General features: G+C 70.5%; 36 protein-coding genes and 1 tRNA gene. 20 read left to right on the top strand and 17 right to left on the bottom strand.

Translation table 11 applies throughout. The annotated features are described in order from the left end of the window. Positions 1–168: 168 nt before the first annotated feature. Together ABN401_RS12700 and arfB are read left to right on the top strand one after the other, a co-directional pair. Positions 169–630 (top strand): YaiI/YqxD family protein, encoded by a 462-nt coding sequence (locus ABN401_RS12700; RefSeq protein WP_349685225.1) that lies wholly within the window; start codon positions 169–171, stop codon positions 628–630. Then, positions 627–1,028 carry an alternative ribosome rescue aminoacyl-tRNA hydrolase ArfB gene (gene arfB / locus ABN401_RS12695; RefSeq protein ID WP_349685224.1) on the top strand — a complete coding sequence of 134 codons (402 nt, stop codon included), beginning with the start codon at positions 627–629 and terminating at the stop codon, positions 1,026–1,028. The genes ABN401_RS12700 and arfB overlap by 4 nt, the downstream gene beginning before the upstream one ends. A 299-nt stretch (positions 1,029–1,327) precedes the next feature. Here arfB and ABN401_RS12690 read toward each other — a convergent pair whose 3' ends face one another. The 4 genes from ABN401_RS12690 to ABN401_RS12675 form a co-directional block, all read right to left on the bottom strand. After that, positions 1,328–1,939, bottom strand: coding sequence for a hypothetical protein (locus tag ABN401_RS12690; RefSeq protein ID WP_349685223.1), 612 nt, complete (start codon positions 1,937–1,939; stop codon positions 1,328–1,330). A gap of 19 nt (positions 1,940–1,958) precedes the next feature. Continuing rightward, positions 1,959–3,500: a 2-polyprenylphenol 6-hydroxylase gene (ubiB, locus tag ABN401_RS12685; RefSeq protein ID WP_349685227.1), complete on the bottom strand. Its 1,542-nt coding sequence runs from the start codon at positions 3,498–3,500 to the stop codon at positions 1,959–1,961. Between the two features lie 44 nt (positions 3,501–3,544). Beyond that, entirely contained in the window at positions 3,545–4,309 is a 765-nt protein-coding gene (locus tag ABN401_RS12680; RefSeq protein WP_349685222.1) for a class I SAM-dependent methyltransferase, read from the bottom strand. A gap of 66 nt (positions 4,310–4,375) precedes the next feature. Then, positions 4,376–5,077, bottom strand: a complete 702-nt coding sequence (locus ABN401_RS12675) for a Crp/Fnr family transcriptional regulator (RefSeq protein WP_349685221.1) — start codon at positions 5,075–5,077, stop codon at positions 4,376–4,378. A 121-nt stretch (positions 5,078–5,198) separates the two neighbouring features. On the opposite strand from ABN401_RS12675, the gene ABN401_RS12670 reads away from it, so the two are divergent. Next, positions 5,199–5,501, top strand: a complete 303-nt coding sequence (locus ABN401_RS12670) for a 4a-hydroxytetrahydrobiopterin dehydratase (protein WP_349685220.1) — start codon at positions 5,199–5,201, stop codon at positions 5,499–5,501. Between the two features lies 1 nt (position 5,502). Beyond that, positions 5,503–6,285, top strand: coding sequence for an SDR family oxidoreductase (locus ABN401_RS12665; RefSeq protein WP_349685219.1), 783 nt, complete (start codon positions 5,503–5,505; stop codon positions 6,283–6,285). Between the two features lie 59 nt (positions 6,286–6,344). Here the strand turns inward: ABN401_RS12665 and ABN401_RS12660 are convergent, their stop codons facing one another. Next, positions 6,345–7,634: a hypothetical protein gene (locus ABN401_RS12660; protein WP_349685218.1), complete on the bottom strand. Its 1,290-nt coding sequence runs from the start codon at positions 7,632–7,634 to the stop codon at positions 6,345–6,347. 190 nt (positions 7,635–7,824) lie between these two features. On the opposite strand from ABN401_RS12660, the gene ABN401_RS12655 reads away from it, so the two are divergent. Beyond that, positions 7,825–7,901, top strand: a tRNA-Arg gene (locus tag ABN401_RS12655). 62 nt (positions 7,902–7,963) lie between these two features. On the opposite strand, the gene ABN401_RS12650 is transcribed toward ABN401_RS12655, so the two are convergent. Both ABN401_RS12650 and ABN401_RS12645 read right to left on the bottom strand, forming a co-directional pair. Then, positions 7,964–8,698: a sulfite exporter TauE/SafE family protein gene (locus tag ABN401_RS12650; RefSeq protein WP_349685217.1), complete on the bottom strand. Its 735-nt coding sequence runs from the start codon at positions 8,696–8,698 to the stop codon at positions 7,964–7,966. 26 nt (positions 8,699–8,724) lie between these two features. Next, positions 8,725–9,090 (bottom strand): winged helix-turn-helix domain-containing protein, encoded by a 366-nt coding sequence (locus ABN401_RS12645; RefSeq protein WP_349685216.1) that lies wholly within the window; start codon positions 9,088–9,090, stop codon positions 8,725–8,727. 105 nt (positions 9,091–9,195) lie between these two features. On the opposite strand from ABN401_RS12645, the gene moaA reads away from it, so the two are divergent. The 7 genes from moaA to ABN401_RS12610 all read left to right on the top strand — a co-directional run bounded on the left by moaA (position 9,196) and on the right by ABN401_RS12610 (position 15,276). Beyond that, on the top strand, positions 9,196–10,218 hold the full coding sequence (gene moaA / locus ABN401_RS12640; protein ID WP_432763558.1) for a GTP 3',8-cyclase MoaA: 1,023 nt from the start codon (positions 9,196–9,198) through the stop codon (positions 10,216–10,218). 12 nt (positions 10,219–10,230) lie between these two features. Beyond that, the gene (locus ABN401_RS12635) at positions 10,231–10,458 is read left to right on the top strand and encodes a MoaD/ThiS family protein (RefSeq protein WP_349685214.1); all 228 of its coding nucleotides are present in this window, start codon (positions 10,231–10,233) and stop codon (positions 10,456–10,458) included. Between the two features lie 2 nt (positions 10,459–10,460). After that, complete coding sequence (locus tag ABN401_RS12630) at positions 10,461–10,922, top strand: molybdenum cofactor biosynthesis protein MoaE (protein ID WP_349685213.1); 462 nt, start codon at positions 10,461–10,463, stop codon at positions 10,920–10,922. After that, positions 10,919–11,479: a molybdenum cofactor biosynthesis protein B gene (gene moaB, locus ABN401_RS12625; protein WP_349685212.1), complete on the top strand. Its 561-nt coding sequence runs from the start codon at positions 10,919–10,921 to the stop codon at positions 11,477–11,479. The genes ABN401_RS12630 and moaB overlap by 4 nt, the downstream gene beginning before the upstream one ends. A 2-nt stretch (positions 11,480–11,481) precedes the next feature. Further along, complete coding sequence (gene moaC, locus ABN401_RS12620; protein ID WP_349685211.1) at positions 11,482–11,976, top strand: cyclic pyranopterin monophosphate synthase MoaC; 495 nt, start codon at positions 11,482–11,484, stop codon at positions 11,974–11,976. After that, positions 11,973–13,166: a molybdopterin molybdotransferase MoeA gene (locus ABN401_RS12615; RefSeq protein ID WP_349685210.1), complete on the top strand. Its 1,194-nt coding sequence runs from the start codon at positions 11,973–11,975 to the stop codon at positions 13,164–13,166. The genes moaC and ABN401_RS12615 overlap by 4 nt, the downstream gene beginning before the upstream one ends. Before the next feature lie 64 nt (positions 13,167–13,230). Further along, positions 13,231–15,276, top strand: coding sequence for a TonB-dependent receptor (locus ABN401_RS12610; protein WP_349685209.1), 2,046 nt, complete (start codon positions 13,231–13,233; stop codon positions 15,274–15,276). 7 nt (positions 15,277–15,283) lie between these two features. On the opposite strand, the gene ABN401_RS12605 is transcribed toward ABN401_RS12610, so the two are convergent. The 7 genes from ABN401_RS12605 to ABN401_RS12575 are packed head-to-tail and all read right to left on the bottom strand — an operon-like array spanning position 15,284 to position 19,420. Then, complete coding sequence (locus ABN401_RS12605) at positions 15,284–15,781, bottom strand: GNAT family N-acetyltransferase (RefSeq protein ID WP_349685208.1); 498 nt, start codon at positions 15,779–15,781, stop codon at positions 15,284–15,286. After that, positions 15,769–16,227 carry a DUF6265 family protein gene (locus ABN401_RS12600; protein ID WP_349685207.1) on the bottom strand — a complete coding sequence of 153 codons (459 nt, stop codon included), beginning with the start codon at positions 16,225–16,227 and terminating at the stop codon, positions 15,769–15,771. The genes ABN401_RS12605 and ABN401_RS12600 overlap by 13 nt, the downstream gene beginning before the upstream one ends. Positions 16,228–16,256: 29 nt before the next feature. Continuing rightward, a complete protein-coding gene (locus ABN401_RS12595; protein WP_349685206.1) occupies positions 16,257–17,036 on the bottom strand; it encodes an AraC family transcriptional regulator in 780 nt (259 codons plus the stop codon). Positions 17,037–17,040: 4 nt separating this feature from the next. Then, positions 17,041–17,475, bottom strand: a complete 435-nt coding sequence (locus tag ABN401_RS12590) for a DUF1178 family protein (protein ID WP_349685205.1) — start codon at positions 17,473–17,475, stop codon at positions 17,041–17,043. 7 nt (positions 17,476–17,482) lie between these two features. Beyond that, positions 17,483–18,322, bottom strand: coding sequence for a carbon-nitrogen hydrolase family protein (locus ABN401_RS12585; RefSeq protein ID WP_349685204.1), 840 nt, complete (start codon positions 18,320–18,322; stop codon positions 17,483–17,485). Next, a complete protein-coding gene (gene grxC / locus ABN401_RS12580; protein WP_349685203.1) occupies positions 18,322–18,579 on the bottom strand; it encodes a glutaredoxin 3 in 258 nt (85 codons plus the stop codon). The genes ABN401_RS12585 and grxC overlap by 1 nt, the downstream gene beginning before the upstream one ends. 34 nt (positions 18,580–18,613) lie before the next feature. Then, positions 18,614–19,420, bottom strand: a complete 807-nt coding sequence (locus ABN401_RS12575; protein WP_349685202.1) for a ComF family protein — start codon at positions 19,418–19,420, stop codon at positions 18,614–18,616. Here ABN401_RS12575 and ABN401_RS12570 point away from each other — a divergent pair. Further along, complete coding sequence (locus tag ABN401_RS12570) at positions 19,419–20,297, top strand: methyltransferase domain-containing protein (RefSeq protein ID WP_349685201.1); 879 nt, start codon at positions 19,419–19,421, stop codon at positions 20,295–20,297. The two genes, ABN401_RS12575 and ABN401_RS12570, sit on opposite strands and share 2 nt — an antisense overlap. Here ABN401_RS12570 and ABN401_RS12565 read toward each other — a convergent pair. Both ABN401_RS12565 and ABN401_RS12560 read right to left on the bottom strand, forming a co-directional pair. Further along, complete coding sequence (locus ABN401_RS12565) at positions 20,294–20,467, bottom strand: Flp family type IVb pilin (protein WP_349685200.1); 174 nt, start codon at positions 20,465–20,467, stop codon at positions 20,294–20,296. The genes ABN401_RS12570 and ABN401_RS12565 overlap by 4 nt on opposite strands. 15 nt (positions 20,468–20,482) lie before the next feature. Next, the gene (locus tag ABN401_RS12560; protein WP_349685199.1) at positions 20,483–20,896 is read right to left on the bottom strand and encodes a (deoxy)nucleoside triphosphate pyrophosphohydrolase; all 414 of its coding nucleotides are present in this window, start codon (positions 20,894–20,896) and stop codon (positions 20,483–20,485) included. A gap of 145 nt (positions 20,897–21,041) precedes the next feature. Between ABN401_RS12560 and ABN401_RS12555 the strand changes: the two genes are divergently transcribed. From ABN401_RS12555 to ABN401_RS12540, 4 genes are all read left to right on the top strand, one after another. Beyond that, positions 21,042–21,485, top strand: coding sequence for a DUF350 domain-containing protein (locus ABN401_RS12555; RefSeq protein WP_349685198.1), 444 nt, complete (start codon positions 21,042–21,044; stop codon positions 21,483–21,485). 7 nt (positions 21,486–21,492) lie between these two features. After that, complete coding sequence (locus tag ABN401_RS12550; protein WP_349685197.1) at positions 21,493–22,323, top strand: S1 family peptidase; 831 nt, start codon at positions 21,493–21,495, stop codon at positions 22,321–22,323. Continuing rightward, positions 22,323–22,958, top strand: coding sequence for a LysE family translocator (locus ABN401_RS12545; protein WP_349685196.1), 636 nt, complete (start codon positions 22,323–22,325; stop codon positions 22,956–22,958). The genes ABN401_RS12550 and ABN401_RS12545 overlap by 1 nt, the downstream gene beginning before the upstream one ends. An 84-nt stretch (positions 22,959–23,042) precedes the next feature. Further along, positions 23,043–23,591, top strand: coding sequence for a CC0125/CC1285 family lipoprotein (locus tag ABN401_RS12540; protein WP_349685195.1), 549 nt, complete (start codon positions 23,043–23,045; stop codon positions 23,589–23,591). A 50-nt stretch (positions 23,592–23,641) separates the two neighbouring features. On the opposite strand, the gene ABN401_RS12535 is transcribed toward ABN401_RS12540, so the two are convergent. Next, positions 23,642–24,382: a DUF6065 family protein gene (locus ABN401_RS12535; protein ID WP_349685194.1), complete on the bottom strand. Its 741-nt coding sequence runs from the start codon at positions 24,380–24,382 to the stop codon at positions 23,642–23,644. Positions 24,383–24,436: 54 nt separating this feature from the next. On the opposite strand from ABN401_RS12535, the gene ABN401_RS12530 reads away from it, so the two are divergent. From ABN401_RS12530 to ABN401_RS12520, 3 genes are all read left to right on the top strand, one after another. Beyond that, on the top strand, positions 24,437–24,940 hold the full coding sequence (locus ABN401_RS12530; RefSeq protein WP_349685193.1) for a prolyl-tRNA synthetase associated domain-containing protein: 504 nt from the start codon (positions 24,437–24,439) through the stop codon (positions 24,938–24,940). A 229-nt stretch (positions 24,941–25,169) separates the two neighbouring features. After that, positions 25,170–26,078: a thioredoxin family protein gene (locus tag ABN401_RS12525; RefSeq protein ID WP_349685192.1), complete on the top strand. Its 909-nt coding sequence runs from the start codon at positions 25,170–25,172 to the stop codon at positions 26,076–26,078. A 13-nt stretch (positions 26,079–26,091) separates the two neighbouring features. After that, on the top strand, positions 26,092–26,751 hold the full coding sequence (locus ABN401_RS12520; protein ID WP_349685191.1) for an LON peptidase substrate-binding domain-containing protein: 660 nt from the start codon (positions 26,092–26,094) through the stop codon (positions 26,749–26,751). Positions 26,752–26,759 lie beyond the last annotated feature (8 nt).

The raw sequence follows: 26,759 nt of genomic DNA, 5'->3' as shown, positions 1-26,759 counted from the left end.
GGGCGGAGCCGCCCTTCCTTGCTGGCTATCGGAGGTGAGCGGTCGGCGACCTGTCCGTCCGTTCGGTGTCGTCGTGTCCCTTGTGTCTTCGTTGTGCCCGTTGTGATGAAACCCTGCGGTCGGTACACACTCTCTGTCTGCGGAGAAGGGTAGGCTATATCCCACTGCATGCCCGCGCCCCGCATCTTCATCGACGCCGACGCCTGTCCCGTGAAGGACGAGGTCTATCGCGTGGCGGCGCGGTACGGACTGCATGTGTTCGTGGTGTCGAACGGGTGGATCAACACCCTGCGGGAGCCCTGGATCGAGCAGGTGGTGGTGGACGCCGGGCCCGACGTGGCGGACGACTGGATCGCCGAGCGGGCGGGACCGGGCGACATCGTCATCACGGCCGACATTCCCCTGGCGGATCGGTGCCTGAAGGCCGGGGCCCAAGCGATGAAGGCGAACGGCCAGGCCTTCAGCCCGGATTCGATCGGATCGGCCCTGGCCGGGCGGATGGTGGGCGAGCATCTGCGGTCGATGGGTGTGGCGACGTCGGGGCCGCCGCCCTTCTCGGCCAAGGATCGCTCGGCGTTTCTCCAGGCGCTGGACACGGCGGTGGTGCGGGCGAAGCGGGCGGTGGCATGACCGTCATCCCGGACGACGAGCTGGAGTTCCGCTTCTTCCGGTCCGGCGGGCCGGGCGGGCAGAACGTCAACAAGGTCTCGACGGCGGTTCAACTGCGGTTCGACGCGCTGAACTCGCCCAGCCTGACCGACGCCGTGCGCGAGCGGTTGATGAAGGCGGCGGGCAGCCGGCTGACGCTGGACGGGGTGATCCTGATCACCGCCGTGCGGTTCCGGACGCAGGAGCGGAACCGGGCCGACGCACTGGAGCGGCTTCAGGGCCTGATCGACAAGGCCTCGGTCGCGCCGGTCCGTCGGATCGCGACGCGGCCGACGCGGGCGTCAAAGGAACGGCGGCTTCAGGCCAAGTCGGGCCGGTCGAACGTCAAGGCCAACCGGGGGCGGCCGGACCTGGATTGACCGTATCGCGGTTCAAGGGGAGGGGTGGCCTGAAGAGGTTCATCACAGCGAGCACAACGAAGGCACAAAGGACACGACGGGATCGATCGGACGTCGAGGGCGTCTCGCTCACCCAGGCACCGGGTATGAGAGAAGGGCGGCTTCGCCGCCAAGTCCAAGGTGCGACGCCGATCCTGAAGGGGATAATCGGCGACGAGGCCAAGCTCTCGATCCCGTCGTGTTCGTTGTGAACCCGTTGTGCTCGCCGTGATGAACCTGTCTCAGAATCCCCGACGGGTCGGTCGGCTCGTCGAGAAGGTCTAGCGACCTTCGGTCGGCATCGGCTCGGCAGCTTGGGCGTCGGTTTCCGGCTCGGCCTCGGCTTCGGGCTCCGACGAGACCGGGGGCGCGGGGCGGAACAGCAGGGCGGAGATGCGGCCGTCCTCGTTCAGGCCAATGACCCATTGGGTCTCGGCGTTGTCGAAGGTGACCAGGAACTGGTTGGCGCCGTTGACCACGCCCTGGGGCGCGATCGGACCGAGCGCGCCGAAGCCCTGGACCAGAGGCTGAAGCTGGGCAAGCTGGGGCGTCAGCCGTCCGGCGAGATCGGGGGTGAACAGGTCCGCCTCGATCCGCCCGGCGGCGAGGTCGGCGATGACGGCGCGCAACAGACCCTCGGCGACGTCGGCCTCGGTCACCTGACCGGCGCTGGGCATGGCGATCGGCGCGCTGGGCGGCGCGGTGCGGGTAACGGGCGAATCGAAGCTGTTGGGCAGGGTGGCCGCCGCAACAGGCGCAGGCGTCGAGGCGGGGGCGAGCGAACGCGTCTGGGGCGACTGAACCGGAGCCGCCGTCTGGGCCAGCACCGGGGTGGCCAGGGCGAGGAGGGAGGCGGTGAGGAGGGTGGTCGCTTTGAGAGAGGGGCGGATCATCAGGCGTTTCCTTTTCGGATCAGCCCAGACTCCCGGGCCAAAGCGACAGAACGAGGGCGGCCGTCGAAAGCGCGACCGCGACACCCACGCCAACCCCCAGCCAGCGGGACGGTTGCACCCGTTCGACCACCACCGTCTGGGTCGCGGGAGGGTCCTGGACCAGCCGCGAGATCGCGCGGGCGGCGGCGAGGCCCTCCTTTAGCGCGTCGCGGACCTGGGCCCGGGGGCCAAGTTCGCGCATGATCCAGCGTTCGACCACCGGCTGGGCGGCGGACCACAGATCGTGATCGGGGTTGAGGCGACGCGCCACACCCTCGACCGAGACCATGGTCTTCTGCAGCAGGATCAGCTCGGGCCGCAGGTGCATGTCGAACAGGGCGGTGATCTCGAACAGCTGGCCTAGCAGCCGGCCCATCGACACCTGGGACGCGGCGCGGCCGATCACGGGCTCTCCGACGGCGCGCAGGGCCTGGGCGAAGGCCTCGACCGAATGGTGCGGCGGGACATAGCCGGCCTCGAAATGCACGCGCGCGATACGGGGATAGTCGCGGGTCAGGAAGCCCCACAGGATCTCGGCGAGGTATCGCCGCTCTGCCGGGCCCAGGCGGCCGACGATGCCGAAGTCGATGGCGGTCAGCTCGGCCGGGGCGTGGGTGAACAGGTTCCCCTCATGCAGGTCGGCGTGGAAGGTGCCGTGGTCCAGCGCCTGGACCAGGAAGGCGCGCACGACGTTGTCGGCGAGCGCATTGATGTCCATGCCCGGCTGGCGGATGGCCTCCGGGTCGGTCATGGGCAGGCCGGTGGCCCATTCCAGCGTCAGGACGCGCTTTCCGACACCGTCCCAGACGACCTTGGGGGCCGACATATGGGCTCCGTCGGCCCGGGCTTTCTCCATGATGTCATGAAGCTCGGAGGCGGCGGCGGCCTCCAGCCGCATGTCCAGCTCCAGATACATGGAGCGGGCGACGGTCTCGACGAAGGCGCGGGGCTCCAGCCGCCGCGCGGCGGGGACCAGCCGATCGACCAGGCCGGCAGCGAGACGCATGGCGTCCAGGCCCGTGACGACACGACGTTCTACGCCCGGGCGCAGCACTTTGACCGCGACCTTCCTCCCGTCCGCCAGCCAGGCGGGGTGGGCCTGGGCCAGCGACGCCGCGCCGACCGGATCGCCAAAGTCGAGGAACAGGCTGTCGACCGGGCGGCCGATCGAGCGCTCGATCTCGCGCCGGGCCTGGTCGGTGGGGAAGGGCGGCAGGCTGTCCTTGAGCCGGCCGAGATCACGCGCGAACTCGATGCCGAAGATGTCGGCGCGGGTGGCCATGACCTGGCCCAGCTTGATGGCGACGGGACCCAGGGTCTCGAAGGCGCGGCCCAGGCGCTGGCCGGGTCGGCCGTTCCTGCCGTCCTTGCCCGCGAACAGGTGGACGAAGCCCGCGACGGGCCGGAACCAGGCGGGCAGAAGATGGGTGATCTCGCGCGGCAGCAGGGCGTCGTGACGCGCCAGGGCCCCGCCCCAGCGGATCAGCCGCCAGATCGCGCCGATGGGATCGCGCACGGGCACGGTCGGCGGGGCGGCGGGAGCGACCCGGTATGACGGGTTCAGGCTCAGACCGCCCACCCGAAATGGATCGCCGCGACCCCGCCGGACAGGTTGGTCACGGCGACGCGGGAAAAGCCGGCGTCCTCGATCATCTCCTTGAAGGTCGACTGATCGGGGAAGCGGCGGATGCTCTCGACCAGATACTGATAGCTGTCGCGGTCCTTGGCGACCCACTGCCCGATGCGCGGGATGGCGTGGAAGGACCAGGCGTCATAGGCGGTCCGGATCGCCTCGGCCGTCGGGCGCGAGAACTCCAGGCACAGGAAGCGGCCGCCGGGCTTGAGCACGCGGCGCGCCTCCTTCAGGGCCACGGCGATATCGGCGACATTCCGGATGCCGAAGCTGATCGAATAGGCGTCGACCGAGGCGTCGGGGATGGGCAGCTTCATGGCGTCGCCGACGGTCCAGACCATCTCGGGCTCGCCGCCCTTGGCGACCCCCGCCAGGATCATCTCGGCGTTGTAGTCGAGCACGATGACGGAGGCGTCGGTACCGCCGCGTCGCTCCTGGGCGCGCCGGGCCATCCTGGAATACCGCCGGGCCATATCGCCGGTGCCGCCCGCGACGTCGAGGATGGTCTCGCCCGGGCGGGGGTTGAGCTTTGCGGCGGCCGCGTCCTTCCACAGCCGGTGGACGCCGCCGCTCATGAGGTCGTTCATCAGGTCGTAGCTGGAGGCCACGCTGTCGAACACGCCTCGCACCATGCGCACCTTCTCGCGCGCATCGACGTCGCGAAAGCCGAAGGAGGAGGTCTTGGACGTCTCGGTCATGGCCGGGGTCTAGCGGGTCGGCGGGCCCGCGTCATCCGCCCGCGTGGCCGCAGGGCCCGCGTGGGCTCACGCCGCCTTGGGCACCGGCAGGCGCAGATCCTTCATGACGCCGCGAATGGCCATATAGCAGCCGCAGGCATGGTCCTCGAGCGCCGGACGGTCCAGCACCTCGACCCAGCCCCGGCCGCGCCGGATCAGCCCCTTGTCGACCAGCTGGGACCCGACCTCGGACACGGTGGCGCGGCGCACGCCCAGCATGCCGGCGATATCGGCCTGGGTCAGGTCGAACCGGTCGCCCTCGGCGCGGTCGTGAAGGGTCAGGAGCCAGCGGGCCAGACGCTCGTCCAGCCGGTGCTGGGCATTGCAGGCGGCGGTCTGCTGGACCTGGGCGAACAGGCTTTCGGTGTAGCGCGACAGGGCGTTCCTGAGGGTGTCGCTCTCGCTCAGGGCCTGGGAGAAGACCTCGGCCGGGCAGCAGGCGGCGGACCCCTCGATCTGGGCGATGGCGCGGCTGGAGGCGCGGCCGTTCATGGGGCCGCAGGTCACGCCGACCAGGCCTTCGCGGCCGATGGCGGCGGTCTCGATCAGCCGGTCCTCGGGCAGGACGGTCATCAGCGACACCACGCCGTTGAGAGGGAACCAGACCTCGTCCACCTCTTCGCCCGCGTCGTACAGCATCTGACCCTGGGCAAAGGGCCTTTCGCCCAGGTGAGGCTCCAGCCGTTGCCGGTCGGCGTCGGCGAGCGAGGCGATCCACAGATTGTCCACGACGAGGCTCCGATCTGAACAATGGCGACGCTTCCCAACGCCCAGCCTGGCCGCGCGTTCCCGGACGCGGGTTCGACCCCGGGCGCTTGCCCGGCCGGGGGCGGCGGTCTAGGCCAGCGGGATGACCCGTCCCACCATCGATCCCGCCGCCGCCGCCGCCGATCTGACCGCCTGGGCCGTCGCGCCCGGCGACCGCCCGGCCCTCCATCGCGCCCTGACGTTCAAGGATTTCAACGCCGCCTTCGGCTTCATGACCCGCGTCGCCATCAAGGCCGAGACCATGGATCACCATCCGGAATGGTCCAATGTCTACAACCGGGTCGAGGTGCTGCTGACGACCCACGACGCGGGCGGGGTGACCGAGCTGGACACGACGCTGGCGCGCTTCATCGACGAGGCCGCCGCCGGCCTGGGGGGACACTGACATGACCGGACGCGTCGCGGGCAAGACGGCCATGATCACGGGAGCGGCCGGAGGGCTGGGCGAGGCCATGGCGCGCATGCTGGTGCGGGAGGGAGCCAGGGTCGCCGTGACCGATATCGACGGAGCGCGCGCCGAGGCCCTGGCGGCGTCGATCAACGCCGAGACGCCGGGGTCGGCCTTCGCCTTTCAGCACGACGTGGCCGACGAGGCGCGCTGGGCGGCGGTAGTCGCCGAGGCCGTGGCGGCGATGGGATCGTTGTCGGTTCTGGTCAACAACGCCGGGGTCGGGGGGCCCCTGACCTTCGTCGAGGACGACACGGTCGAGAACTGGCAGCGTCAGTTCGACATCAATCTGAAGTCCGTGATGCTGGGCGCCAAGCACGGCATGCCGCATCTGCGCGCGGCGGCCCCTGCCTCGATCGTGAACATCTCGTCGATCGCCGCGCTGGCGGCAGGGCCCGGCATGGGGGCCTACAACGCCACCAAGGCGGCGGTGTGGATGTACACCAAGACCCTGGCGCTGGAGGCGGCCAAGAAGGACTGGAACGTGCGCTGCAACTCGGTGCATCCGGTCTTCATCAAGACCCCGATCCTGGACCCGTTCGTGGCCATGGCGGGCGGCGACGAGGCGACGGCGCACCAGAAGCTGGCGCGCGGGATTCCGCTGAAGCGCATCGGCGAGCCGGACGACGTGGCCTATCTGGTGGTCTATCTGGCGTCGGACGAGTCGAAGTTCGTGACCGGGTCGGAGTTCAAGATCGACGGTGGCATGACGGCGCAGTGAGTTGGGGCGCTACCGCTCGGCTCCCGGAGCCTCGCTGCTTGAGCGCGTTTCGCCTGTGTTCATGGCAGCAGATCGACCGGCAGGATTTGGCTCGACAGCAGTGTTTCCATGCCCTGCCAGCGGTCCGGGCCCTGGCGCTCGACCCAGGCCTGGACCACGTCGCGGCCGAGGCCGTAGTTGATGATGTAACTGCGGTAGGTGTCGATGAAGCGCACGCGCTGGGCCGCGCGCTCGGGCGTGGTCAGCATGTATTGCGACAAGAGGCGCGTCGCCTCGGCCCGGTCGATGCGGCCGGCCAGATAGGCGTCGGCGACGGTGTATTCGGCGCGACCCAGCCGACGGACCAGGGCGTTCAGCCGGGCCTTCTGCTCGACCGGCGGGCCGGTCAGGCCCGCGAGCGGCAGCAGGACGTCACGCTCGAACACGGCGGCCTCGTCGCCCGGGAAGGCCAGGTCGATGCCGTAGTTGGCGCTGCCCTCCGCCACGAAGGACATGGGCGAATAGAGGGGATAGACGCTCATCTCGACCCAGCCGCGCTCCACCACGAAGGTCTGTTCCAGAAGCGCGTTGTAGACGTGGTGGCCGGGGTAGCCCTCGTGGCAGCCCAGGTCGATGGCTCGGTCGGTGAAGATGGGCTGGTCGGTGTTGATCTCGATCCGGCTGGCGGCGTCGCCCTGATAGTAGTTGTAGCCCGACCAGGGCTTGTCGGTGACGAAGGCCAGGGTGAACCGCTCGTTCGCGGGCAGGGCGATGTGGCGGACGGTGCGGGCGCGGCATTCGGCGATCGAGGCGTCGAACACGGTCTGGAGCCGGTCGGTCGGGATCTGGAACCCGGTGCGGAAGGCGGCGACGCGCGCGGCAAGCTCGCCCTCGCCGGGCACGAGCCGGTCGATCTCGGCCAGGATGGGGTCATAGGCCGACAGGGGCAGGATTTCTGGCCGAACGCCGAACAGGGCCTCGGCCTCGTCTGCGAAACTCATCCGCTCGCCGCCGATCATGCGAAGCCGCGCCGACGCCGCCGAGACATGGGCCAGCAGATAGGCCTTTCGCTGGACCACGGCGGGATCGGCACCCGTGGTCGAGACCGCATTCAGACGCCGGGTCAGGGAGGCCGCGCCCTGGATCAGGGCGGGCACCTCACGCGCGTTGGCCTCGGCCGCCGCCGCCCACTCGGGCGGGCCGTAATAGGCGTCGACATAGCCCGGCTCGCGCTCGCCGATCTCCAGGATCAGGGCGACATAGTCACGGGCGATGGCGTCCAGGCTGTCGCCGGACGGATCGGGCCGCCCGGCGGGCGTGGTGGCGCAGGCCCCCAGCAGAAGCAGAAATCCCAGCACCAGTGCGCGCATGGCGTCGTCTCCCTCTTGATCTTCGGCGGGACGCTAGAGCCTCTTCGGCCTGGTTGAAACAGACACCGCCATCCTCGGATCAAGTCCGAGGATGGCGGAGCAGGTTGTGACGCTCGCCCGTATTCGGGATTGAGGCGCGCCCCCCGCTGCTGTATGGCCCTTCGTCCGGTCGTCAAGCGACCGCGCGGATGCACCCGTAGCTCAGCTGGATAGAGTACTGCCCTCCGAAGGCAGGGGTCAGAGGTTCGAATCCTCTCGGGTGCGCCATTTCCCCATCAGCAACGACCATCGAGGGCGACCTGTGGCCTGGGGGCCTTTCGACGCCCCGATCAGGAGAAGGCCAGTTTCGCCGAGGCGATCACCAGAACGACCCCGAGGGCCTGGAGCAGGCGCCGGGGCTCCAGTCGGGCGATGCCGACCCGCGTGCCCACGAGCGCGCCGAGGATGACGGCACCGATGAAGAGAGGAAGTTCGGGCGGCAGACGGCCCACGCTCGACAGGTTGCCGAGCAGGCCGGAGATCGAGACGCACAGGATGAAGGTGGCCGAAACGCCCGAGGTCTTCCTCGCGCCCTCCCAGCCGAGGAACAGGATCAGGGGGCTGAGGAAGATGCCTCCCCCCGTTCCGGTCAGCCCCGACAGGGTGCCGATGGCCGCGCCGGACAGGAGGGCGATCCAGAGGCGGGGGGACTGCGGCTCGCGGAGCGCCTTGATCTCCCGGGGCCAGAGGAGCCGGATCGCGGCGAGCAGGAGGACCGCCGCGACGACCGGTCGATAGAGGTCGGTGGGAAGCTCCAGTTGTCCGGCGAGGAAGGCGGCGGGAACGGCGCCGACGACGAAGGGGATCAGGAGCCGCCCGTTGAACTGCCCGGCGCGGACGAAGCGGTAGGTCGCCAAGCTGGCGACGACGATGTTCAGGACGAGGGCTGTCGGCCGCATCACCTCGGGCTCGACCGCGAAGATCGCCATGATCGCCAGATAGGCCGACGCGCCGGCGTGACCGACTGAGGCGTAGAGCATCGCGCCCAGACCCATCAGCGCGGCCATGAGAACCAGCGTGGTCATGTCCATCGGCGGTGCTCCGGAAGCGGTCAGTCCTCGCCGCGACGAGAGCGGTCGGCGAGGACGGCGATGTGGGCGAGGGTCGGGGCGGCGGCGACGTCGAGCGTGGCACGCAACTCGGCATAGGCCGCCAGCAGAGCCTCGCCGCGCGGGGTCAGGCGCGAGCCGCCGCCGCCCGGTCCCCCGCGCTCGGTCTCCACGGCCGGGGCGTCGGTCAGGGCGTTGATGGCCTCCATCAAGGTCCAGGCCCGGCGGTAGGACATGCCCATGCGCCGCGCCGCCTCGCTGAGCGAACCGGTGTCGCGGATGAGGGCCAATAGCTGGGCCTTGCCGGGGCCGAGGTGCCCCTCGCCGATGCGGACCTGAAACCACAGGCGGGGTGGGTCGGCGTTCATGAGCGGGGGCCGGTGGCAACGGCGGCCGTAACCGGACGCGCGCGACGGGCGATATCGGCAGAAATGGCTTTCGTCCCCCCGCCCGAGCGTTATGCTCAACTGAACATGACGACTGCGCCCGCGTCCAGTCCCGCCGCCGAACCGCTGGTCGATCCCCTCGGCCGGGTCATTCGCTATGTGCGGATTTCGGTTACCGACCGCTGCGACCTGCGCTGCACCTACTGCATGGCCGAGCGGCAGACCTTCCTGCCGCGCGAGGACCTGCTGTCGATCGAGGACCTGGACCGGCTGGCCTCGGTGTTCGTCGGGCTGGGCGCGCGGCGTCTCAGGCTGACGGGGGGCGAGCCGCTGGTGCGGAAGGGCTTCATGGATCTGGTGGCGCGGCTATCGCGGCATCTGGCCTCAGGCGCGCTGGACGAGCTGACCTTGACCACCAACGGGATGCGGCTTGCGGAGCATGCCGAGGCGCTGGCCGGACATGGCGTGCGGCGGGTGAACGTGTCGCTGGATACGCTCGAGCCCGAGACCTATCGGCGGTTGACGCGGGGCGGGGACGTGAGCCGCGCGCTGGAGGGCATCGCGGCGGCCAAGGCGGCGGGGCTGGCGGTCAAGATCAACGCCGTGGCCCTGGCGCGAGACAATGCGGCGGACCTGCCCGGTCTGATCGAATGGGCGCATGGCGAGGGCCATGAGATCAGCCTGATCGAGGCCATGCCGATGGGCGAGATCGGGGCGGACCGGGAGGCGCAGTTCCTGTCGCTGGGCGACGTGCGGCGGGGGCTGGAGGCGCGGTGGACCCTGACGCCGATGGTCAAGCGCACGGGTGGACCGGCGCGCTATGTGCGGGTCGAGGAGACGGGCGGGACGCTGGGCTTCATCACGCCGATGACCCACAATTTCTGCGGTGACTGCAACCGGGTGCGGATGACCTGCACCGGGCGGCTGTATCTGTGCCTGGGGCAGGACGATCACGCCGATCTGGCGGGGGCCTTGGCCGAGGGCGGCGAGGCAGCGGTCGAGGCGGCGATCCGGGCGGCGGTGGCCAGAAAGCCGGGCGCGCACGATTTCCGCATCGGGCCGGACGCGGTGCCCGCCGTGGCCCGGCCCATGTCGCTGACGGGGGGCTGAGCGGTGGCGCGCGTGCTGCTCTTCGGTGCCTTCGCCGATGTCGCCGGATGGCGCGAGCAGGAGGTCGAGGGTGGCTCGACCGAGGCGCTGGTGGCCGTGCTGTCGGAGCATGAGGGGCTGGCCGAGCGGCTGGCGCGGCCCGGGCGGATGACCGTGGTCAACCGGGTGGTGGTGCGCGGCGATGTGACGGTGACGCCGGACGACGAGGTGGCCTTCGCGCCGCCGGTGTCGGGGGGCTGAGCGTGGCGCTTCTGGTGGATGGACCGATCGACGCGGGGGCGCTGCTGGATGCGTTCTGCGACGGGCGGACGGATGTCGGGGCGGTGGTCAGCTTCACGGGGCTGTGCCGGGCGGCGACGGACGGGCGGGCGGTCGAGACCCTGACGCTGGACGCGTGGCGTGGCTTCACCGAGGAGGCGATGACGGCGCTGGAGGACGAGGCGCGGGCGCGGTTCGAGGGGGTCGAGCTGATGGCGGTACACCGGTGGGGCGAGGTGCGGCCGGGCGAGGCGATCGTGTTCGTGGCGGCGGCGGCGGCGCATCGGCGCACGGCCTTCGACGCGGCGGACTATCTGATGGATCAGCTGAAGACCCGCGCCCCCCTGTGGAAGCGCGAGGACGGGCCGGACGGGCGGCGCTGGATCGAGGCGCGAGCGTCGGACCACGCCGACGCGGCGCGATGGAACACGGAGACGAACGGATGAGCGACCTCGATACCCTGCCCGCGCCGGGGGGGAAGCTGCTGACCGACCAGCCGGTGACGCCGGTGCGGATCGCGGTGCTGACCGTGTCGGACACGCGCGACGACGAGACGGATACGTCCGGCGCCATCCTGGCGGAGCGGGTGAAGGCGGCGGGGCATGAGCTCGTCGCGAAGGCGATCGTGCCGGACGATGTCGCAGCGATACGGGCGCAGGTCGGCGTGTGGATCGACCTCGAGGGCGTCGATGCCATCGTGACGACCGGCGGGACCGGCCTGATCGGGCGGGACGTGACGCCCGAGGCGCTGGAGCCCTTGTTCGACAAGCGGATCGAGGGGTTCTCGGTGGTCTTCCACACCGTCAGCTATCAAACCATCGGCCTGTCGACGCTTCAGTCGCGGGCCACGGCGGGGATCATCGGGGGCGTCTTCGTCTTCTGTCTTCCAGGATCGAACGGTGCGGTGCGCGACGGCTGGGACAAGGTGATCCGATGGCAGCTCGACAGCCGGCACCGGCCCTGCAACCTGGTCGAGATCATGCCGCGCCTGATGGAGACCTGACCATGTCGCCGAGTTCGACCAAGGACCTGACCCATATCGACGCGGACGGCCGGGCGCGGATGGTCGATGTGTCGGCGAAGGCCGAGACGGCGCGCGAGGCGCGGGCCGAGGGGCGGATCGTCATGGCGGCCGAGACCCTGCAGCTGGCCCTGTCGGCCGGCGGTCGAAAGGGCGACGTGCGCGCGGTGGCCGAGATCGCCGGCGTCATGGCGGCCAAGAAGACGGCCGACCTGATCCCCCTGTGCCACCCCCTGCCGCTGGACGCGGCGGTGGTGTCGGTGGAGCCGAGCGCGGACGGATCGGGCCTGACGGTCGTGGCGGTGGGCCGCACGACGGGCCGGACGGGGGTCGAGATGGAGGCGCTGACGGCTGTGTCGGTCGCCCTGCTGACGCTCTACGACATGCTGAAGGCCGTAGACCGGGGCATGACGATCGAGGGCGTGCGGCTGGTGGCCAAGTCCGGCGGGGCGTCGGGCGACTGGGTCCGGTCGGCATGAGTTTACAAACCGTCGAGGCGGCGCGGGCGGCGCTGCTGGAGGGCGTCGGGCCGTCGGGTGCCGAGGCGGTCGGGCTGGACGAGGCCGACGGGCGCTGGCTGGCGGAACCGGTGGTGGCGACGCGGGATCAGCCGCCGTTCGACGCCTCGGCCATGGACGGCTGGGCCGTGCGGACGGCGGACCTCGGCGAGGAGCCGCTGCGGATCGTCGGAGAGAGCGCGGCGGGTGCGGGGTTCGCCGGGTCGCTGGGGCCGGGCGAGACCGTCCGCATCTTCACCGGCGCGCCCCTGCCGGTCGGGGCGGATCGGGTGGTGATCCAGGAGGAGGCCCGGGCGGCGGGGGACGACCTGACGGTTCTCGCGCCCGCCGACGCCCCGGCCTGGGTCCGGCGTCGGGGAGCGGATTACGGGGCCGGGCAGGTTCTGCTGGAGCCGGGCGCACGGCTGAACCCGTGGCGGATCGCACTGGCGGCGTCGGCGGGCGTGGGATCGGTGAGGTGCGCTCGACGTCCACGCGTGGCCGTGCTGGCGGGCGGGGCCGAGGTCGTCGCGGCCGGGCAGGCGGCGGGGGCACTTCAGATCTTCGACGCGGCGGGACCGGGCGTGTCGCAGGTGGCGCGGCGGGCGGGCGCGGTGGTGACGCCGCTGCCGCTGGTCGGGGACCGGCTGGAGGAGATACGGGCGGCGCTCGAGACGGCCGAGGTCGATCTGATCGTGGTCATCGGCGGGGCCTCGGTCGGGGACCACGACCGGGTCAAGCCGGCGGCGCGTGAACTGGGCGCGCGGATGCGGGTCGAGGGGATCGCCATGCGACCGGGCAAGCCGCTGTGGGCGGCGATCCTGCCGGACGGGCGGCGCATCCTGGGGCTGCCGGGCAATCCCGTGTCGGCCCTGGTGTGCGGCGAGCTGTTCCTGAAGCCGCTACTGGCGGCGATGCAGGGCGGGGTGGCGCTGCCCGAGACCGAGACGATGCCGCTGGCCGAGGCCCTGCCCGCAAATGGGCCGCGCGAGCACTGGATGCGGGCGGCGCGGGTCGTCGGGCCGGACGGTCGGGGGGCGGTGCGGGCCCTGCCGGATCAGGATTCCGCCATGCTGACGGTTCTGAGCGGGGCCGACGGGCTGATCCGGCGCGCGGCCAATGCGCCACAGGTCGGCGCGGGCGAGGACGTGGAGATCCTGCCGCTGGGTTGATCCCTTGACGACCAAGTATGTTATTTCATAACAGTCGCGTTCCGCTTTCGTCTGGACCGCGCTCATGACCGACCTTCGCCTCGCCCGCCCGCTTCTGCTCGCCGCCGTCAGCTGGACGGCCCTGGCCGGGGCCGCCGCCGCCCAGTCGAGCCCTCGCAGCGAGCCGGTGACCGAGCTGGACGAGATCATCGTCACGGGCGCGCCGTTCGGGATCAGCCAGAACGCCTCGGTCATCGCCACGACGGTGGTGGACGAGGAGGCCCTGGCCGTCGCACCCGCCTCGACCCTTGGCGACCTCTTGGCCTCGACCCCGGGCTTGCGCTCGACCGCGTTCGCGCCGGGGGCCAGCCGCCCGTTGATCCGGGGGCTGACCGGCCCACGCGTCCAGGTGCTGACCAACGGCATCGGCCTGATCGACGCCTCCTCGGTGTCGCCGGACCACCAGGTCGCCACGGACCCGGCCGAGGCCAACCGGATCGAGATCGTTCGCGGGCCCTCGACCCTGATCTATGGCGGCTCGGCCATCGGCGGGGTGGTCAATGTGCTGGACGGCCGCATCCCTGACGCCATGCCCGAGGATGGGGTGGACGGCCGGCTGACGGCCCAGACCTCGACCGTCGACAACGGCTATTCGCTGGGCGCGCGCTTTGACGTCGCCATTGGGGACAGTCTGGTTCTGCACTATGACGCGGTGACCAAGGACGCCAACGACTACGACATTCCCTCGTCGCCGATCTCTCAGCGGCTGGCGGACGCCGAAGGCATCGCCCGCGACGAGACCGGGACCCTGCCGGGCAGCTATTCGGCGCTGGACGCCTGGGGCATCGGGGCGTCGTGGGTCGGCGAGGCGGGCTTCGGCGGCCTGTCCTACAAGGAGACCGAAAGCACCTATGGCGTGGTCGCCGAGGAAGGCGTCTTCATCGAGCTGGAGCAGCAGCGGTTCGACGCGCGCGGCGAAGTGCGCTTCGATACCGGACCCTTCCGTGCCGTGCGCGGGGCGTTCGGCCAGGCCGACTATACCCACACCGAGTTCGAGGACGTCGGCGAGCCGGGGACGGTGTTCGAATCCGACGGCTGGGAAGCACGGGCCGACCTGATCCAGCGCGACCGCAACGGCTGGAACGGGGCGATCGGGGCCCAGACCCTGTCGCGCAGCCTGTCGGCCATCGGCGACGAGGCTTACATTCCCGGCAGCGACATCGACGAGGCGGGGGTCTATGCGGTCCAGCGCTGGGACCGCGACGGCTATGGCTTTGAGGGCGGCCTGCGCTACGACCGCCGCACCCTGTCGGCCACGCCGATCGGGACGCGCGACGAGGTCGAGCGCGAATACGACAACTGGTCGGCATCGGGCGCCGTTTTCCTGCGGCCCGCGGACGGCCTGTTCCTGGGCGTCAGCCTGGCGCGGAACGAGCGCGCGCCGTCCGAGACCGAACTGTTCGCCGACGGCGTGCATGTCGCGACGGGGGTCTATGAGGTCGGGGACCTGACGCTGGACTCGGAGTCGGTGACGACGCTGGAGGGCACGCTGCACTATGACGGCGGACGGCTGCGGGGCGACCTGCATGTCTATGCCTCGACTTACGACGGCTTCATCGACCTGCGCGACACGGGCGCGACCTTCCTGGTCGACGAGGACGGGGAGATCGAGGAGTTTCCCATCTTCGCCTATCAGCAGACCGACGCCGACTTCCGCGGCTTCGAGGCCGAGCTGGCCTATGACGTCTGGGCCGAGGGCAGCCGGGTCGTGACCCTGGAAGGCGCGGTCGACTATGTCGATGCCGACACCGACCTGGGCCCCGCCGCGCGCATTCCGCCGTTGTCGGTGACGGGCCGGGTCAGATACGGCTCGGGTCCGATCGATCTGAGCCTGGAAGTCCGACACGTCGCCGAGCAGGACGAGGTGGCCGACTTCGAACTGCCGACCGACAGCTATACGATGGTCAATCTGTTCGGGGCCTGGCGTCCGCTCGCCGACAAGAACGTGACCTTCTTCGCCGAGGGCCGCAACCTGACCGACGAAGAGGCGCGCGAGCATGTCAGCTTCCTGAAGGATATCGCCCCGATGCCGGGCCGGAACCTGAGGGTCGGGGTGGCCTACCGGTTCTGATCCGGGGTCACAGCGGCCGGACCATGTAGCGGGCGTCGGGGCCGTAGGTCGCCAGCTTGGCCGACAGGTCCGGGGCCGGGTCGGTGACGAAGCCGTGCCGGGTCCAGAAGGCCTCGGCGTCGTTGACGGCGACCAGGGCGAGGGCGGGCCAGCCGGCGGCGGCGGCCTCGCTTGCGAGGGCTTCGATCGCGATGCGCGCGTGGCCCGCGCCGCGCGTTTCGGGCAGAAGGGCCAGATCGTGCAGATAGGTCAGGTCGGCGTCGTCGGGGACGGCGTCGATCAGGCTGTTCAGCGGGGGGATTCGACCCCGTCGCCACGGGTAGGCCACGATGTAGCCGGACAGGCCGGTCTCGTCGGCCAGCACGCGGCACCCTTGCGGATGCAGGGAAAGGCGATTTGCGAAACAGGCACGATCCTCGAAATGGTTCGGGAAGGCGACGGCGGCGACCGCGCTGACCGCGTCCAGATCGTCCGGCGTCATCGCCCGCCAGGTCAGTCCGGGCATCGGCTGTTCAGAGCCGCGGCGCGGTAGGTCCAGGTCATCGACTGGGCCTGGCCGTCGGCGGTGCCCTCGATCCGGCCGGTCAGGGTGTCGCCCTCGCGGGCATAGACGATGCGCTGGGGGAAGTCGTGATCGGGGTTTTCGAACACGGCGCGGTTCGCGGTCGCCTCGATCAGGGGAAAGACCGTCGCCGGCACGCCACTGGGCTGGGCGAGGAAGGCCAGGCGGTCGCCGACCGGCCAGATGCGGGTGAACTCCAGCGAGCCCTGTCCCGACCGGCCGACCGTGACGGTGACCCCCGCCATCAGGCCCCCGCGCGGATCGCTCCACGTCTCGGACACCTCCCGGCCGCCCTCGCAGCTGAGCCAGTAGCCGGCCATCCACGACAGGTCGTCGATGGTCGCGGGCGCGGACTGGATCGCCCAGGCGGCGAGAATGGCGTGGATCATGGGTGTCCCCTCGGTGGCTGCGCCGCCATCTAGAAGGCGACGATAGCGTCGGTCTTGTAGGATTGCGACGCCAGCCGACGCGCCAGCTCGGACTGCTGCCGGGCCCACTCCGTGGCCGTGCAACCGAGGAAGCGGCGAAAATCCCGCGCCATCTGCGGCTGATCGAAATAGCCGGCGTCCAGCCCAGCCCTCAGCCAGGCACCGGCCGCCGCGTCGGGATGTTCGGCGCGCTCGAACACGGCGCGAAAGCGGCGGATCGAGCGAAGGGTCCGGGCCGGGACGCCGACCTGGTCGAGGAAGGCGCGCTGCAGGGCGCGACGGGCGGCGGGGTGGTCCGGTGGGGCCTGATCCTGCAGCGCCGCCCGGACGGTCGGGTCGATCGCCCAGCGCTCCTGCGCGCGTCGCGTCTCCAGCCAGGTCGCCAGCGCCGTCAGGTCCGTCGGCGGTCGCGGCAATCGGTCGGACAGATCCAGCGTCCGGTCGGTCGCCCGCCTCAGCGGCGAACCGAGAAGCGGGCGCGCCCCGTCGGGGGTGAAACGCGCCGCGATGACATGCACAGGACCGGTCGGCCGGAGCGCCAGAGGCCGCGTCAGCTGTCCGGCGAACAGGACGGCGGGTTGGCGGTGCCACGCACCGTCCGGGCCCTGGGCGTCATAGGGCGTGCCGAGGTGGACGATCAGTTCGCAGCACCCGTCCGGCACGATCCGCTGCACGCCGCCCGAGGGGGTGTCGGCCCGGTAGGACCACAGGCGGGAAACGAACGGTGCCAGGGCGGGCGGCGGCGCGGCTTCCTGGTAGGTGTCGTCCACGTCCTCAGTTGACCTTGGCCGGGTCGGGCGGCGCGGGGGGCAGGGCGGCGCAGGGGATGCCGTCGGCCTTCAGCGCCTTGACCTCGGCGGGGGTGGCCTCGCCGTAGATCTCTCGCTTCTCGGTCGTGCCCTCGTGGATGGCGCGGGCCTCGCGGGCGAAGGTGTCGCCGACGTAGTCGAAGTTCTGCTCGACGTGGGCGCGGACCTCGCGGGCGACGTCCATCATCATGGTCTGCATCTTTCGCGCGACCTCGGGCGAGGGGGTCGCCCGTTTCGTGCCCGCAACGGCCGGGGCCATGATCTGTTTGGACACCGAGTGCGAGCCGCAGAACGGGCATTCGACCAGTCCGCGCGAGGCCTGGTCATCATAGTCGGACGAGGAGCCGAACCAGGCTTCGAACCCGTGGTCGGCGTCGCACTGGAGCGCGTAACGGATCATTGGCTGTTCATCGGGGCGCGGCGAAGTCGCGGTCGTGGGTCAGGGCGGGCACGGCGGCGCGGGCGCGCGCCACCGCCGTCAGGTCCAGGGTGGCGTGCAGCACGCCGGGGTCGTCGTGGTCAAGCTTGCCGATGACCTCGCCCCAGGGCGACACGACGGTGGAACGACCCCAGGTCTTGCGCCCGTCCTCGTGAGTGCCCCCTTGGGCGGGGGCCAGGACGAAGGCTCCGGTCTCGATGGCGCGGGCGCGCAGCAGGGTCTCCCAGTGGGCCTCGCCGGTCGGGACGGTGAAGGCGGCGGGCACGGCGATCATCGAGGCCCCGGCCTTGGCCAGCTGGCGGAACAGGTGGGGGAAGCGAACGTCGTAGCAGACGGTCAGACCCAGCCGGCCCCAGGGCGTGTCGGCCACGGCCGCGGCATCGCCGGGACGGATGGTCGAACTCTCGCGATAGGTCTCGCCGTTCGGCAGGTCGACGTCGAAGACGTGCAGCTTGTCGTAGCGGGCGACGATGCCGCCATGAGGGTCGATCAGCAGCGACCGGTTGGCGGCGCGGTCGTCGCCGGCGTGGCCCGAGCGGACGATGGCCGAGCCGATCAGCAGCCAGACGCCCAGCTCCGCCGCCAGGTGGCGCAGGCCGATGACGCAGGCGTCCTGATCCTCGTCGGTGATGGCGACCGCGCGGCGGTCGCGACGCTGTTCCAGCAGATTGGTGCCCTCGGGCGTCAGGACCAGTTTCGCGCCCTCGGTTGCCGCCTGTCGGATCAGGGGTTCGATATGGGCCAGCCCGGCCGCCGCCGTCGCGGGCGTCCGCGTCTGGATCAGGGCGATGGGCAGGCCCGCCGACATCAGGCGGCCAGCAACGGGTCGAGCTCGCCCCGGCGGTCCAGGGCGCGCATGTCGTCCGAACCGCCGATATGGCGGCCGTCGATGAAGATCTGGGGGAAGGTCATGCGGCCGCCCGAGCGTTCGATCATCTCGGCCTTCCTGGCCGGATCGGACGAGGCGACGATCTCGGTGAAATCTACGCCCTTCTGATCGAGCAGGCCCATGGCGGCCATGCAGTAGGGGCAGCCGGGCTTGGTGTAGAGAACGACGTCGGCCAAGGGGGTACTCCGGGCAAAGACTGGATTTGGCCTTCTATCTAGGCAGTTCGCGCGCGGTTCGCACCCTCGCGATGACCGCGAGGTCGACGGCGCGGGCACCGGCGGCCAGCAGGGCGGTGGCGCAGGCCTCGGCCGTGGCCCCGGTGGTCAGGACGTCGTCGATCAACAGGACGCGCCGACCGCGCACGCGCCGCGCCCCCGCCTCGGTGACGGCGAAGGCGGACTTGACGTTGATGCGCCGGCCCCGGGCGCTCCGGCCGCCCTGGCTGTCGGTGGGTCGGGACCGGATCAGGGCGTCTGCCAGGTAGTCGCGGCGGGCGGTGTGGGCCAGGGGGCGGGCGACCTCGGCGGCCTGGTTGAAGCGGCGGCCGAGCAGGCGCGTGGGATGCAGCGGCACCGGGCAGATCGCGTCGGCGTCCTCGATCAGGGGGGCGGCGGCGCGGCTGAGCCAGCGGGCGAACAGGGGGGCGAACTGCTGCTGGTCGCCGTGCTTGAACTTCAGGATCAGCCCGCGAGACGCCTCGTCATAGACGCAGGCGGCCCGGCACCGGGCGAAGCGGTGGGGCAGGGCGATGCAGGCCGCGCATCGGTCGGACGCGAAGGGACCGCCGTCGAACTCGAACGCCGCGCCGCAGCCGTCGCAGACGGGGTCCTCCAGAAAGACGACGCGGCTCCAGGCGTCGGGCGTCAGGCCCGCCTGGGCGGTCGCTTCGACACTGTCGTGGGCGAGGGGCGGCAGGATCAGGTCGGTCAGGCCACGGCCGAGGGCACGCAGCGTCGGCGAAAGCCGGGCGCGGCCCGCTTCCCATCGCTCTCTCCAGACCCCATCCTGTTGGCCCATGAGCGCGGCCGGTCCCCCCATCATCTTCGATCCGCATCGCCGGGCGGCGCGGCTGGCGCGCGCGAGCCGGCGGTTCGGCGAGGCCGACTTCCTGCACAGGCGCGCGGCCGAGAACGCCGTTCTCAGCCTGGAGGCGACCTTGCGCGACTTTCCGGTCGTCGTCGACCTGTCGGCGCATCCGGGGGTGTTCGCCGATCTACTGGCCGGATCGGACGCGCGTGGGCGGGTGGGCGAGCCGCGCGCGGTCGGGACCGTGGCCGAGGTGGCCGACCCCGGGGCCGCGCCCCTGGGGCTGGCGGACGGGTCGGTCGATCTGATCGTGTCGCTGATGACGCTGCACTGGGCCAACGACCTGCCGGGGGCGCTGACGCAGATCCGGCGGGCGCTGAAGCCGGACGGGCTGTTCCTGGGGACCCTGCTGGGCGCGGGCACGCTGAAGGAACTGAGGGGCGTCCTGACCGAGGCGGAACTGGAGACGCGGGGCGGGGCCAGCGCGCGGGTGTCGCCGTTCGCGGACGGGTTCGACGGGGCGGGCCTGCTGCAGCGGGCCGGGTTCGCCCTGCCGGTGGCGGACGTGGACCGGCTGACGGTGCGGTATTCCGGCCTGCCGGCCCTGGTGCGCGATCTGCGCGCCATGGCCGAGACCAATGTCCTGGCCGGGCCGCTGAGACCGCTGAACCCCGCGATCGTGGCCCGGGCGGCGATGCTGTATGCCGAACGCCACGGCGAGGCGGACGGGCGGATTCCGGCGACGTTCGAGATCGTCAACCTGGCGGGATGGGCCCCGCACGAGAGCCAGCCTAAGCCCTTGAAGCGGGGGTCGGCGAAGGTCCGGCTGGCCGATGCGCTCGGGGTGACCGAGCACCGAGAGGGCTAGATGGCGGCGGTGATGGTGGTGGCGATGTACTCGAACATCGCCGTGGCGCGCCCGGCGAACAGGCCGACGGCGGTGACGATGACCAGGAAGATCAGGCCGCAGATCAGGCCGTATTCGATGGCGGTCGCGCCCCGGTCGTCCGAGAGGAAGCGGCGGATCAGCGGGGTCATCGGCGGCCTCCGGACCTAGAGCAGGTCGCGCAGCCAGGCGACCAGGGGCGCGTCGGCGGGCGGCATGGGATAGTCCGCCAGCTTTGACGGCTTCACCCAGGCCAGGGCGGCGTGTTCACGCTGGGTGACCACGCCCGACCAGCGTCGGCAGAGATACAGTGGCATCAACAGGTGAAACGAATCGTAAGCGTGGCTGGCGAAAACGAACGGGGCGAGGCAGGCCTCGGTGACCTGGATGCCCAGTTCCTCGTCCAACTCGCGGATCAGGGCCGCCTCGGGCCGCTCGCCGGGCTCGACCTTGCCGCCGGGAAATTCCCACAGTCCTGCCAGGGCCTTGCCCTGCGGCCTCTGGGCGATCAGCACCCGCCCGTCGATATCGACCAGGGCGCAGGCGACGACGAGGACGGTGGGCAGGGCGGGATCGGTCATGGGCCGCGATTAGCCGGAGCGATCACGCTTCCGCAATCATTGGTCACACAGTGTGGCCGCCGCGACCTTGCGGATCGTGACCGCAATGGGGCAAGTCGTTTTGCTTTCGTTCCCCACCCTTTTCGCCGCCGCTTGAACCGAGACCATGGCCGCCAGCCCCCTGACCGACGCCCTCGCCAGTCCCGAAGTCCAGGCCTTCGCCAGCGGATTTCCCGTGCTGGTGCTGCATCTGTTCGCCACCCTGGCCCTGCTGGGCGGTGGGGCGGTGATCTATGGCCTGCTGACGCCGTGGAAGGAGATCGCCCTGATCCGCCAGGGCAATTCGGCGGCCGCCGTGGCCTTCGGCGGTGTCCTGCTGGGCCTGGCCATTCCGCTGGCGGTGTCGCTGTCGGTGTCGACCTCGATCCGGGACATCCTGCTGTGGGGTCTGGCGACCCTGGTGCTGCAGCTGCTGGCTTTCCGCATCGTCGATCTGGTCCTGACCGGCCTGCCCCAGCGCATCCAGGAGGGCGAGGTGTCGGCCGCCGTCCTGCTGGTCGCCGCCAAGCTGGCCACCGCCCTGATCCTCGCCGCCGCCCTGACGGGCTGAGACGGCGATGGGATTTCCCCGCCCGCCCGACTGGCTGGTCTATGGCGGCCTGCTGACGGTCATCCTGGCCGTATCGCTGAGCCGGCGCGAGAACGCCGACGCCCCGCCTGCCCCGCCGCCGCCGGACGAGGTGGAGGGCGCGCTTCTGGGTCCGATCACGCCGTTCGATCCGTCGGTCACGGTGACGACGCCGGACGTGCCGTTCGTGCCGGCGGCGGGCACGGCCTTTTCCATCGCCGGACAGGGACGCTGGCTGACGGCGCGTCATGTGGTCGAGGGATGCCGCCGACCGGCCCTGGTCGTGGGCGGAGGCCGGGCGGTCTCGGCCGATGTGCGCCTGTCGCCGCGCGCGGACATCGCCCTGCTGATCACGGCGGGGGGACCACCCGCCCTCGCGGTCACCACCGCCGAGCCGCTGAGAGTCGGGCAGCGCGGCTTCCACCCGGGCTATCCTCAGGGAAAGCCGGGCGAGGTGACCTCGCGCCTGCTGGGACGCGAGGTGCTGAAGGTGCGCGGGCGCGGCCAGAGGGACGAGCCTGTCCTGGCCTGGGCCGAGGTGGGACGCACCGAGGGGCTGGAAGGCACGCTGGCCGGGTTGTCGGGGGCGCCGACCATGGACCGGCGCGGCCGGGTCGTGGCCATGACCATTGCCGAGGCTCCGCGCCGGGGCCGCATCTACACCACCGCGCCCGACACCCTGGGCCCCGCCATCCGGGGCGAGCAGCCGGCCGACGAGCCGCTGCTGGGCGAAGTCGTCACGGTCGAGAACTATGGCCGCGTCGCCGATGATCTGCGCCGCGATCTGCGGGTCGCCCAGGTCGTCTGCCTGTCCGCCTGATGGTCCTGCCCGTCGATCCGAAGCTCTACCTCGTCTTTTGCGGGGTGATGGCGGTCATGGCCGTGACGCCGGGGCCGGCCAATCTGTTCTCCATCGCCACGGGCATGGAGCGAGGACGGCGCGCGGTGCTGCTGGCCGTCGTGGGCATGAACGTGGCGACCCTGGTGTGGTTCGGGGCGGCGGCCCTGGGGCTGGGGGCGCTGGTCACGGCCTTTCCCGAAGTGTTTCGCTGGGTGGCGATCGCGGGGGCGGTCTATGTCGCCTGGCTGGGGGTCAGCGCGATCCGGGCGGTCCTGGCTCCGCCGCCGCCGCAGGTCGAAGACAGCCCGGTGGTGCAGACCCGGCGGCCGGCCTTCATCGACGGCTTCCTGGTGCAGATCGCCAATCCCAAGGCGGTGTTGTTCTTCACCGCCGTCCTGCCGCCGTTCCTGGACGTGAACCGCCCCGCCGCGCCGCAGCTGGCGCTGTTCGCTGCGGCAGTGATCCTCATGGACGTGGTGACCATGACGACCTACGGTCTGGGTGGAGCGGCGCTGGCCCGGCGCATGGACGAGCCCCGCTTCCGGCGCGTGTTCGGCGTCTTCGTCGGGCTGTTGCTGCTGACCGCCGCCGTGCTGATTGTTTCGCGTTTATAGGGACTTGCCTGTCCTCGGAACGACGCTGTTCATGCGCCGTTCAGGTGGAACGACGCAATGTCCGCCACCTTCCGGAGCGTACCCATGAAAACCCGATCCCTTCTGATGGTCGCCGCCGCCGCCCTGCTGGTGTCGGCCTGCGCGACCTCCACCGCCTATGCCCCCGCCGGTTTCAACGGTCAGCGCGGCGGCTATGCCGAACAGCGTCTGGAGAGCGACCGCTTCCGCGTCAGCTTCGCCGGCAACTCGGTCACCTCGCGCGAGCAGGTGGAGATGGGGCTGTTGCTCCGCTCAGCCGAACTGACGCTGGAGAATGGCTTCGACTGGTTCTCGACGGTCGAGCGCGCGACGGATCGCGACGTCAGCTATTCGGCGTTCCGCGATCCCTTCTATCGGCCTTACAGCCCGTTCTGGGGCCCCTCGTGGCGCTACTATCACCGCCGGGGCTACTGGAGCCGCTGGAACGATCCCTTCTGGGGCCGCGACGACTTCGACGTGCGCCAGATCGACCGGTTCGAGGCCAATGCCGAGATCGTGCTCGGTCGCGGGCCCAAGCCGGCCGGCGACGCCAACGCCTTCGACGCGCGCGAGGTCGTCGCAAATCTGAGCGGACGCGTCACGCGGCCGATGTGAATCGGGTCACCTCCCCATCGCCTTGCGGCGATGGGGAGGTGACTTGGGGGTCAGCCGACCCGGGGCGTCTTCAGACGGCGCTTGTTGGCGTGGGTCGCCGGGGCGGTGCCCAGGGCCTCGGGGATCTCGCCCTTGAAGTAGAAGCGTTGCCACGCCTCCTTGGCCGCGTCGGGGTCGCCCGACGCCAGCCGGGTGTTGAAGTCCGTGCGCTGGCGGTTCCAGGCCTCGAACTGGCCCTTCATCACCGGGTTGGATTCCAGCGTGCGGATTACCGGCTGGACCTGTTCCAGCTTGCGATGCTCGACCAGATTTATGAAGCAGAACGGCTCGCCGCGTTCGAATTTTACGCGGCCCGGCCGGGTGAAGATCCAGTTCATGGTGAAGGGGAACGGCAGCCAGTCGGTCTCGATCAGGCCGACCAGGGGCTGGATGCCGTCCTTCACATGGTTGGGCGATCCCGAGCAGATCATCCCCCAGCCCGGCGGGGTGCGGAACAGATACTGGGGATGCAGGGTCAGGACCCCGCGCGAGAAGTGCGAGGTGACGAAATGGTCCAGCTCCGGCTGCGGTCGCTCGGGCGTGATGGTGATGTCGGCCTGCGACGGCCCGCCGTTCCACTCGGCCGTGAAGGTGAAGGGACACAGGATTTCCCAGCCCGTGGTGTTGGCCATGGTCAGGGGCAGGCAGCGATAGGGGTGCCGGCTGACGAAGGCGTCCATCCAGTTCCGCGACTGGCGGCCGGGCACCATGTCGGGCGGCCGGGCCGACATCGGATAGCATTCCAGTTCCAAGGGGCGGCGTCCTTCGGCTAAGCGGGTCGTGTCGTCCTTCCTATCGGCCCGCCCATGACCGCTCAACCACCGCATGACCGCGACAGCCTGCTGGCCTTCATGGCCGAGCGCGGGATCGAGCAGACGACGCACGAGCATCCGGCGGTGTTCCGCGTCGAGGAGGGGCTGGACCTCAAGGCGTCGATGCCTGGCGCCCACACCAAGAATCTGTTCCTGAAGGACAAGAAGGGGCGGCTGTGGCTGATCTCGGCGCGTCAGGACACGGTCATCGACCTGAAGCTTGCTCCGAAGGTGATCGGCTCCGACAGACTGTCGTTCGGCAACGAGACCTTGATGCAGGAGACCCTGGGCGTGCGGCCGGGTTCGGTGACGGCGCTGGGGCTGATCAACGACGTCGAGCGGCGGGTCGGCTTCGTGCTGGACCGGCGGCTGTGGGAGGCGGAGATCGTCAACTTCCACCCCCTGACCAACACGGCGACGACGGCGCTGAGCCAAGCGGCGTTTCGTCGCTTTCTGACCGAGATCGGGCGGGCGGCGAGGGTGGTGGATTTCGACTGACCTTCTCCCTCCCCGTTCCGGGGAGGGTGGTCGGAGCGCAGCGGAGACCGGGTGGGGGCGGCCGGGCGAGCCTTACTCCGACATCGCCTGTGGTTCGCCTTGCCGCCCCCACCCGATCGCTTCGCGATCTGCCCTCCCCGTTCCGGGGAGGGAGAAAGCGGCTTGCCTCCGCCACCTCGCGCGACCATCTGTCGGCTCTCGCGTTACACGCCGACAGGATGACCCGCCGATGAGCCTTCTCGACCCGACCGCGCCCAAGGACGACGCCGCCGACGACCTGATCAAGGACGGTTCGGACGCCGGCTTCATGGCCGACGTGATCGCCCAATCGAAAATCCAGCCGGTCATCGTCGACTTCTGGGCGACCTGGTGCGGGCCGTGCCGGACCCTGACGCCCGCGCTGGAAAAGCAGGTCCGCGTGGCGGGCGGGGCGGTCAAGCTGGTCAAGATCGACGTCGACAAGAACCCCGCCTATGCGGGCCAGCTGCGGGTCCAGTCGATCCCGACGGTCTATGCCTTCGTCAACGGCCAGCCGGTCGACGGCTTTCAGGGCGCGATCCCCGAAAGCCAGATCAAGGCCTTTATCGAGAAGCTGTCGGGCGGATCGTCGGCCAATTCCGACGTGGAACAGCTGCTGGCGCTGGGCGAGGAATCGCTGGGCCTGTCGGACTTCGGCGGCGCGGCCCAGGCCTATGCCCACGTCCTGACGCTGGAGCCCGAGAACGAGGACGCCATCGCCGGCATGGCGCGGGTCTATCTGGCCGGCGGCGACGCCGATCAGGCGCGCCAGACCATCGCCATGGCCCCGGTCGATTCCAAGAACCCCACCGTCATCAGCCTGCGGGCCCAGCTGGCCCTGGCCTCGGCGGCGCCGACGGCCGAGGTCGCGGCGCTGGAGGCCCGGCTGCGGGCCGACCCGGGCGATCATCAGGCGCGCTACGACCTGTCGCTGGCCCAGGCGGCGGCCGGCGAACTGAAGGCGGCGGTCGACAGTCTGCTCGACATCGTTCAGGCCGATCTGGAGTGGAACGAGCAGGCGGCCAGGAAGCAGTTGCTGGTGGTGTTCGAAGCCGCCGGCCTGTCGTCCGACATCGCCAAGGACGGGCGTCGGCGTCTATCGTCGATCCTGTTCGCGTAAGAGGGGCGGGGCGATGGCGCAGGGCTATGTGAAGGCGGTCGATCTGCCCCAGGTCATTCCGGTGTTTCCCTTGCCGGGGGCCATCCTGCTGCCGCGCGGCCAGTTGCCGCTGAACATCTTCGAGCCGCGCTATCTGAACATGATCGACGACGCCATGGCGGGCGACCGGATGCTGGGCATGATCCAGCCGGTCGGCGGGCCGCGTCGCCTGCCCAGCCTGTCGGCGGTGGGCTGCGCCGGGCGGATCACCTCCTTCGCCGAGACCTCCGACGGACGCTATCTGGTGACGCTGACGGGGGTGGCCCGGTTTCGGGTGGCGGCCGAACTGCCGACCCAGACGCCGTATCGCCAGATCCGGGCCGCCTTCGCGCCGTTCGAGACCGATCTGGCGTCGCCCACCGGCGGCGAGGATTTCGACCGCGAGTCGTTCCTGTTCGCCTTGCGCCAGTATCTGGAGCGTCGACAGCTGGAGATCGACTGGGAGACCGCCGAGGCCGCGCCTCAGGAGGCCCTGGTCAACAGCCTGTCCATGGCCCTGCCGTTCGAGCCGGCCGAGAAACAGGCCCTGCTGGAATCGCCGACGCTGGACGACCGGGTCGAGGTGCTGACGGCCCTGATGCGGATCGACGCGGCCGAGACCGGCGACGGCGACAGCCAGACCTCGATGCAGTAGCTCCCTTT

It is taken from the genome of Brevundimonas aurifodinae (assembly GCF_040195595.1).
Classification (GTDB): Bacteria; Pseudomonadota; Alphaproteobacteria; order Caulobacterales; family Caulobacteraceae; genus Brevundimonas; species Brevundimonas aurifodinae.
Note: the sequence above shows the minus strand (reverse complement) of the source record. Positions and strands in the feature narration are given on the sequence as shown.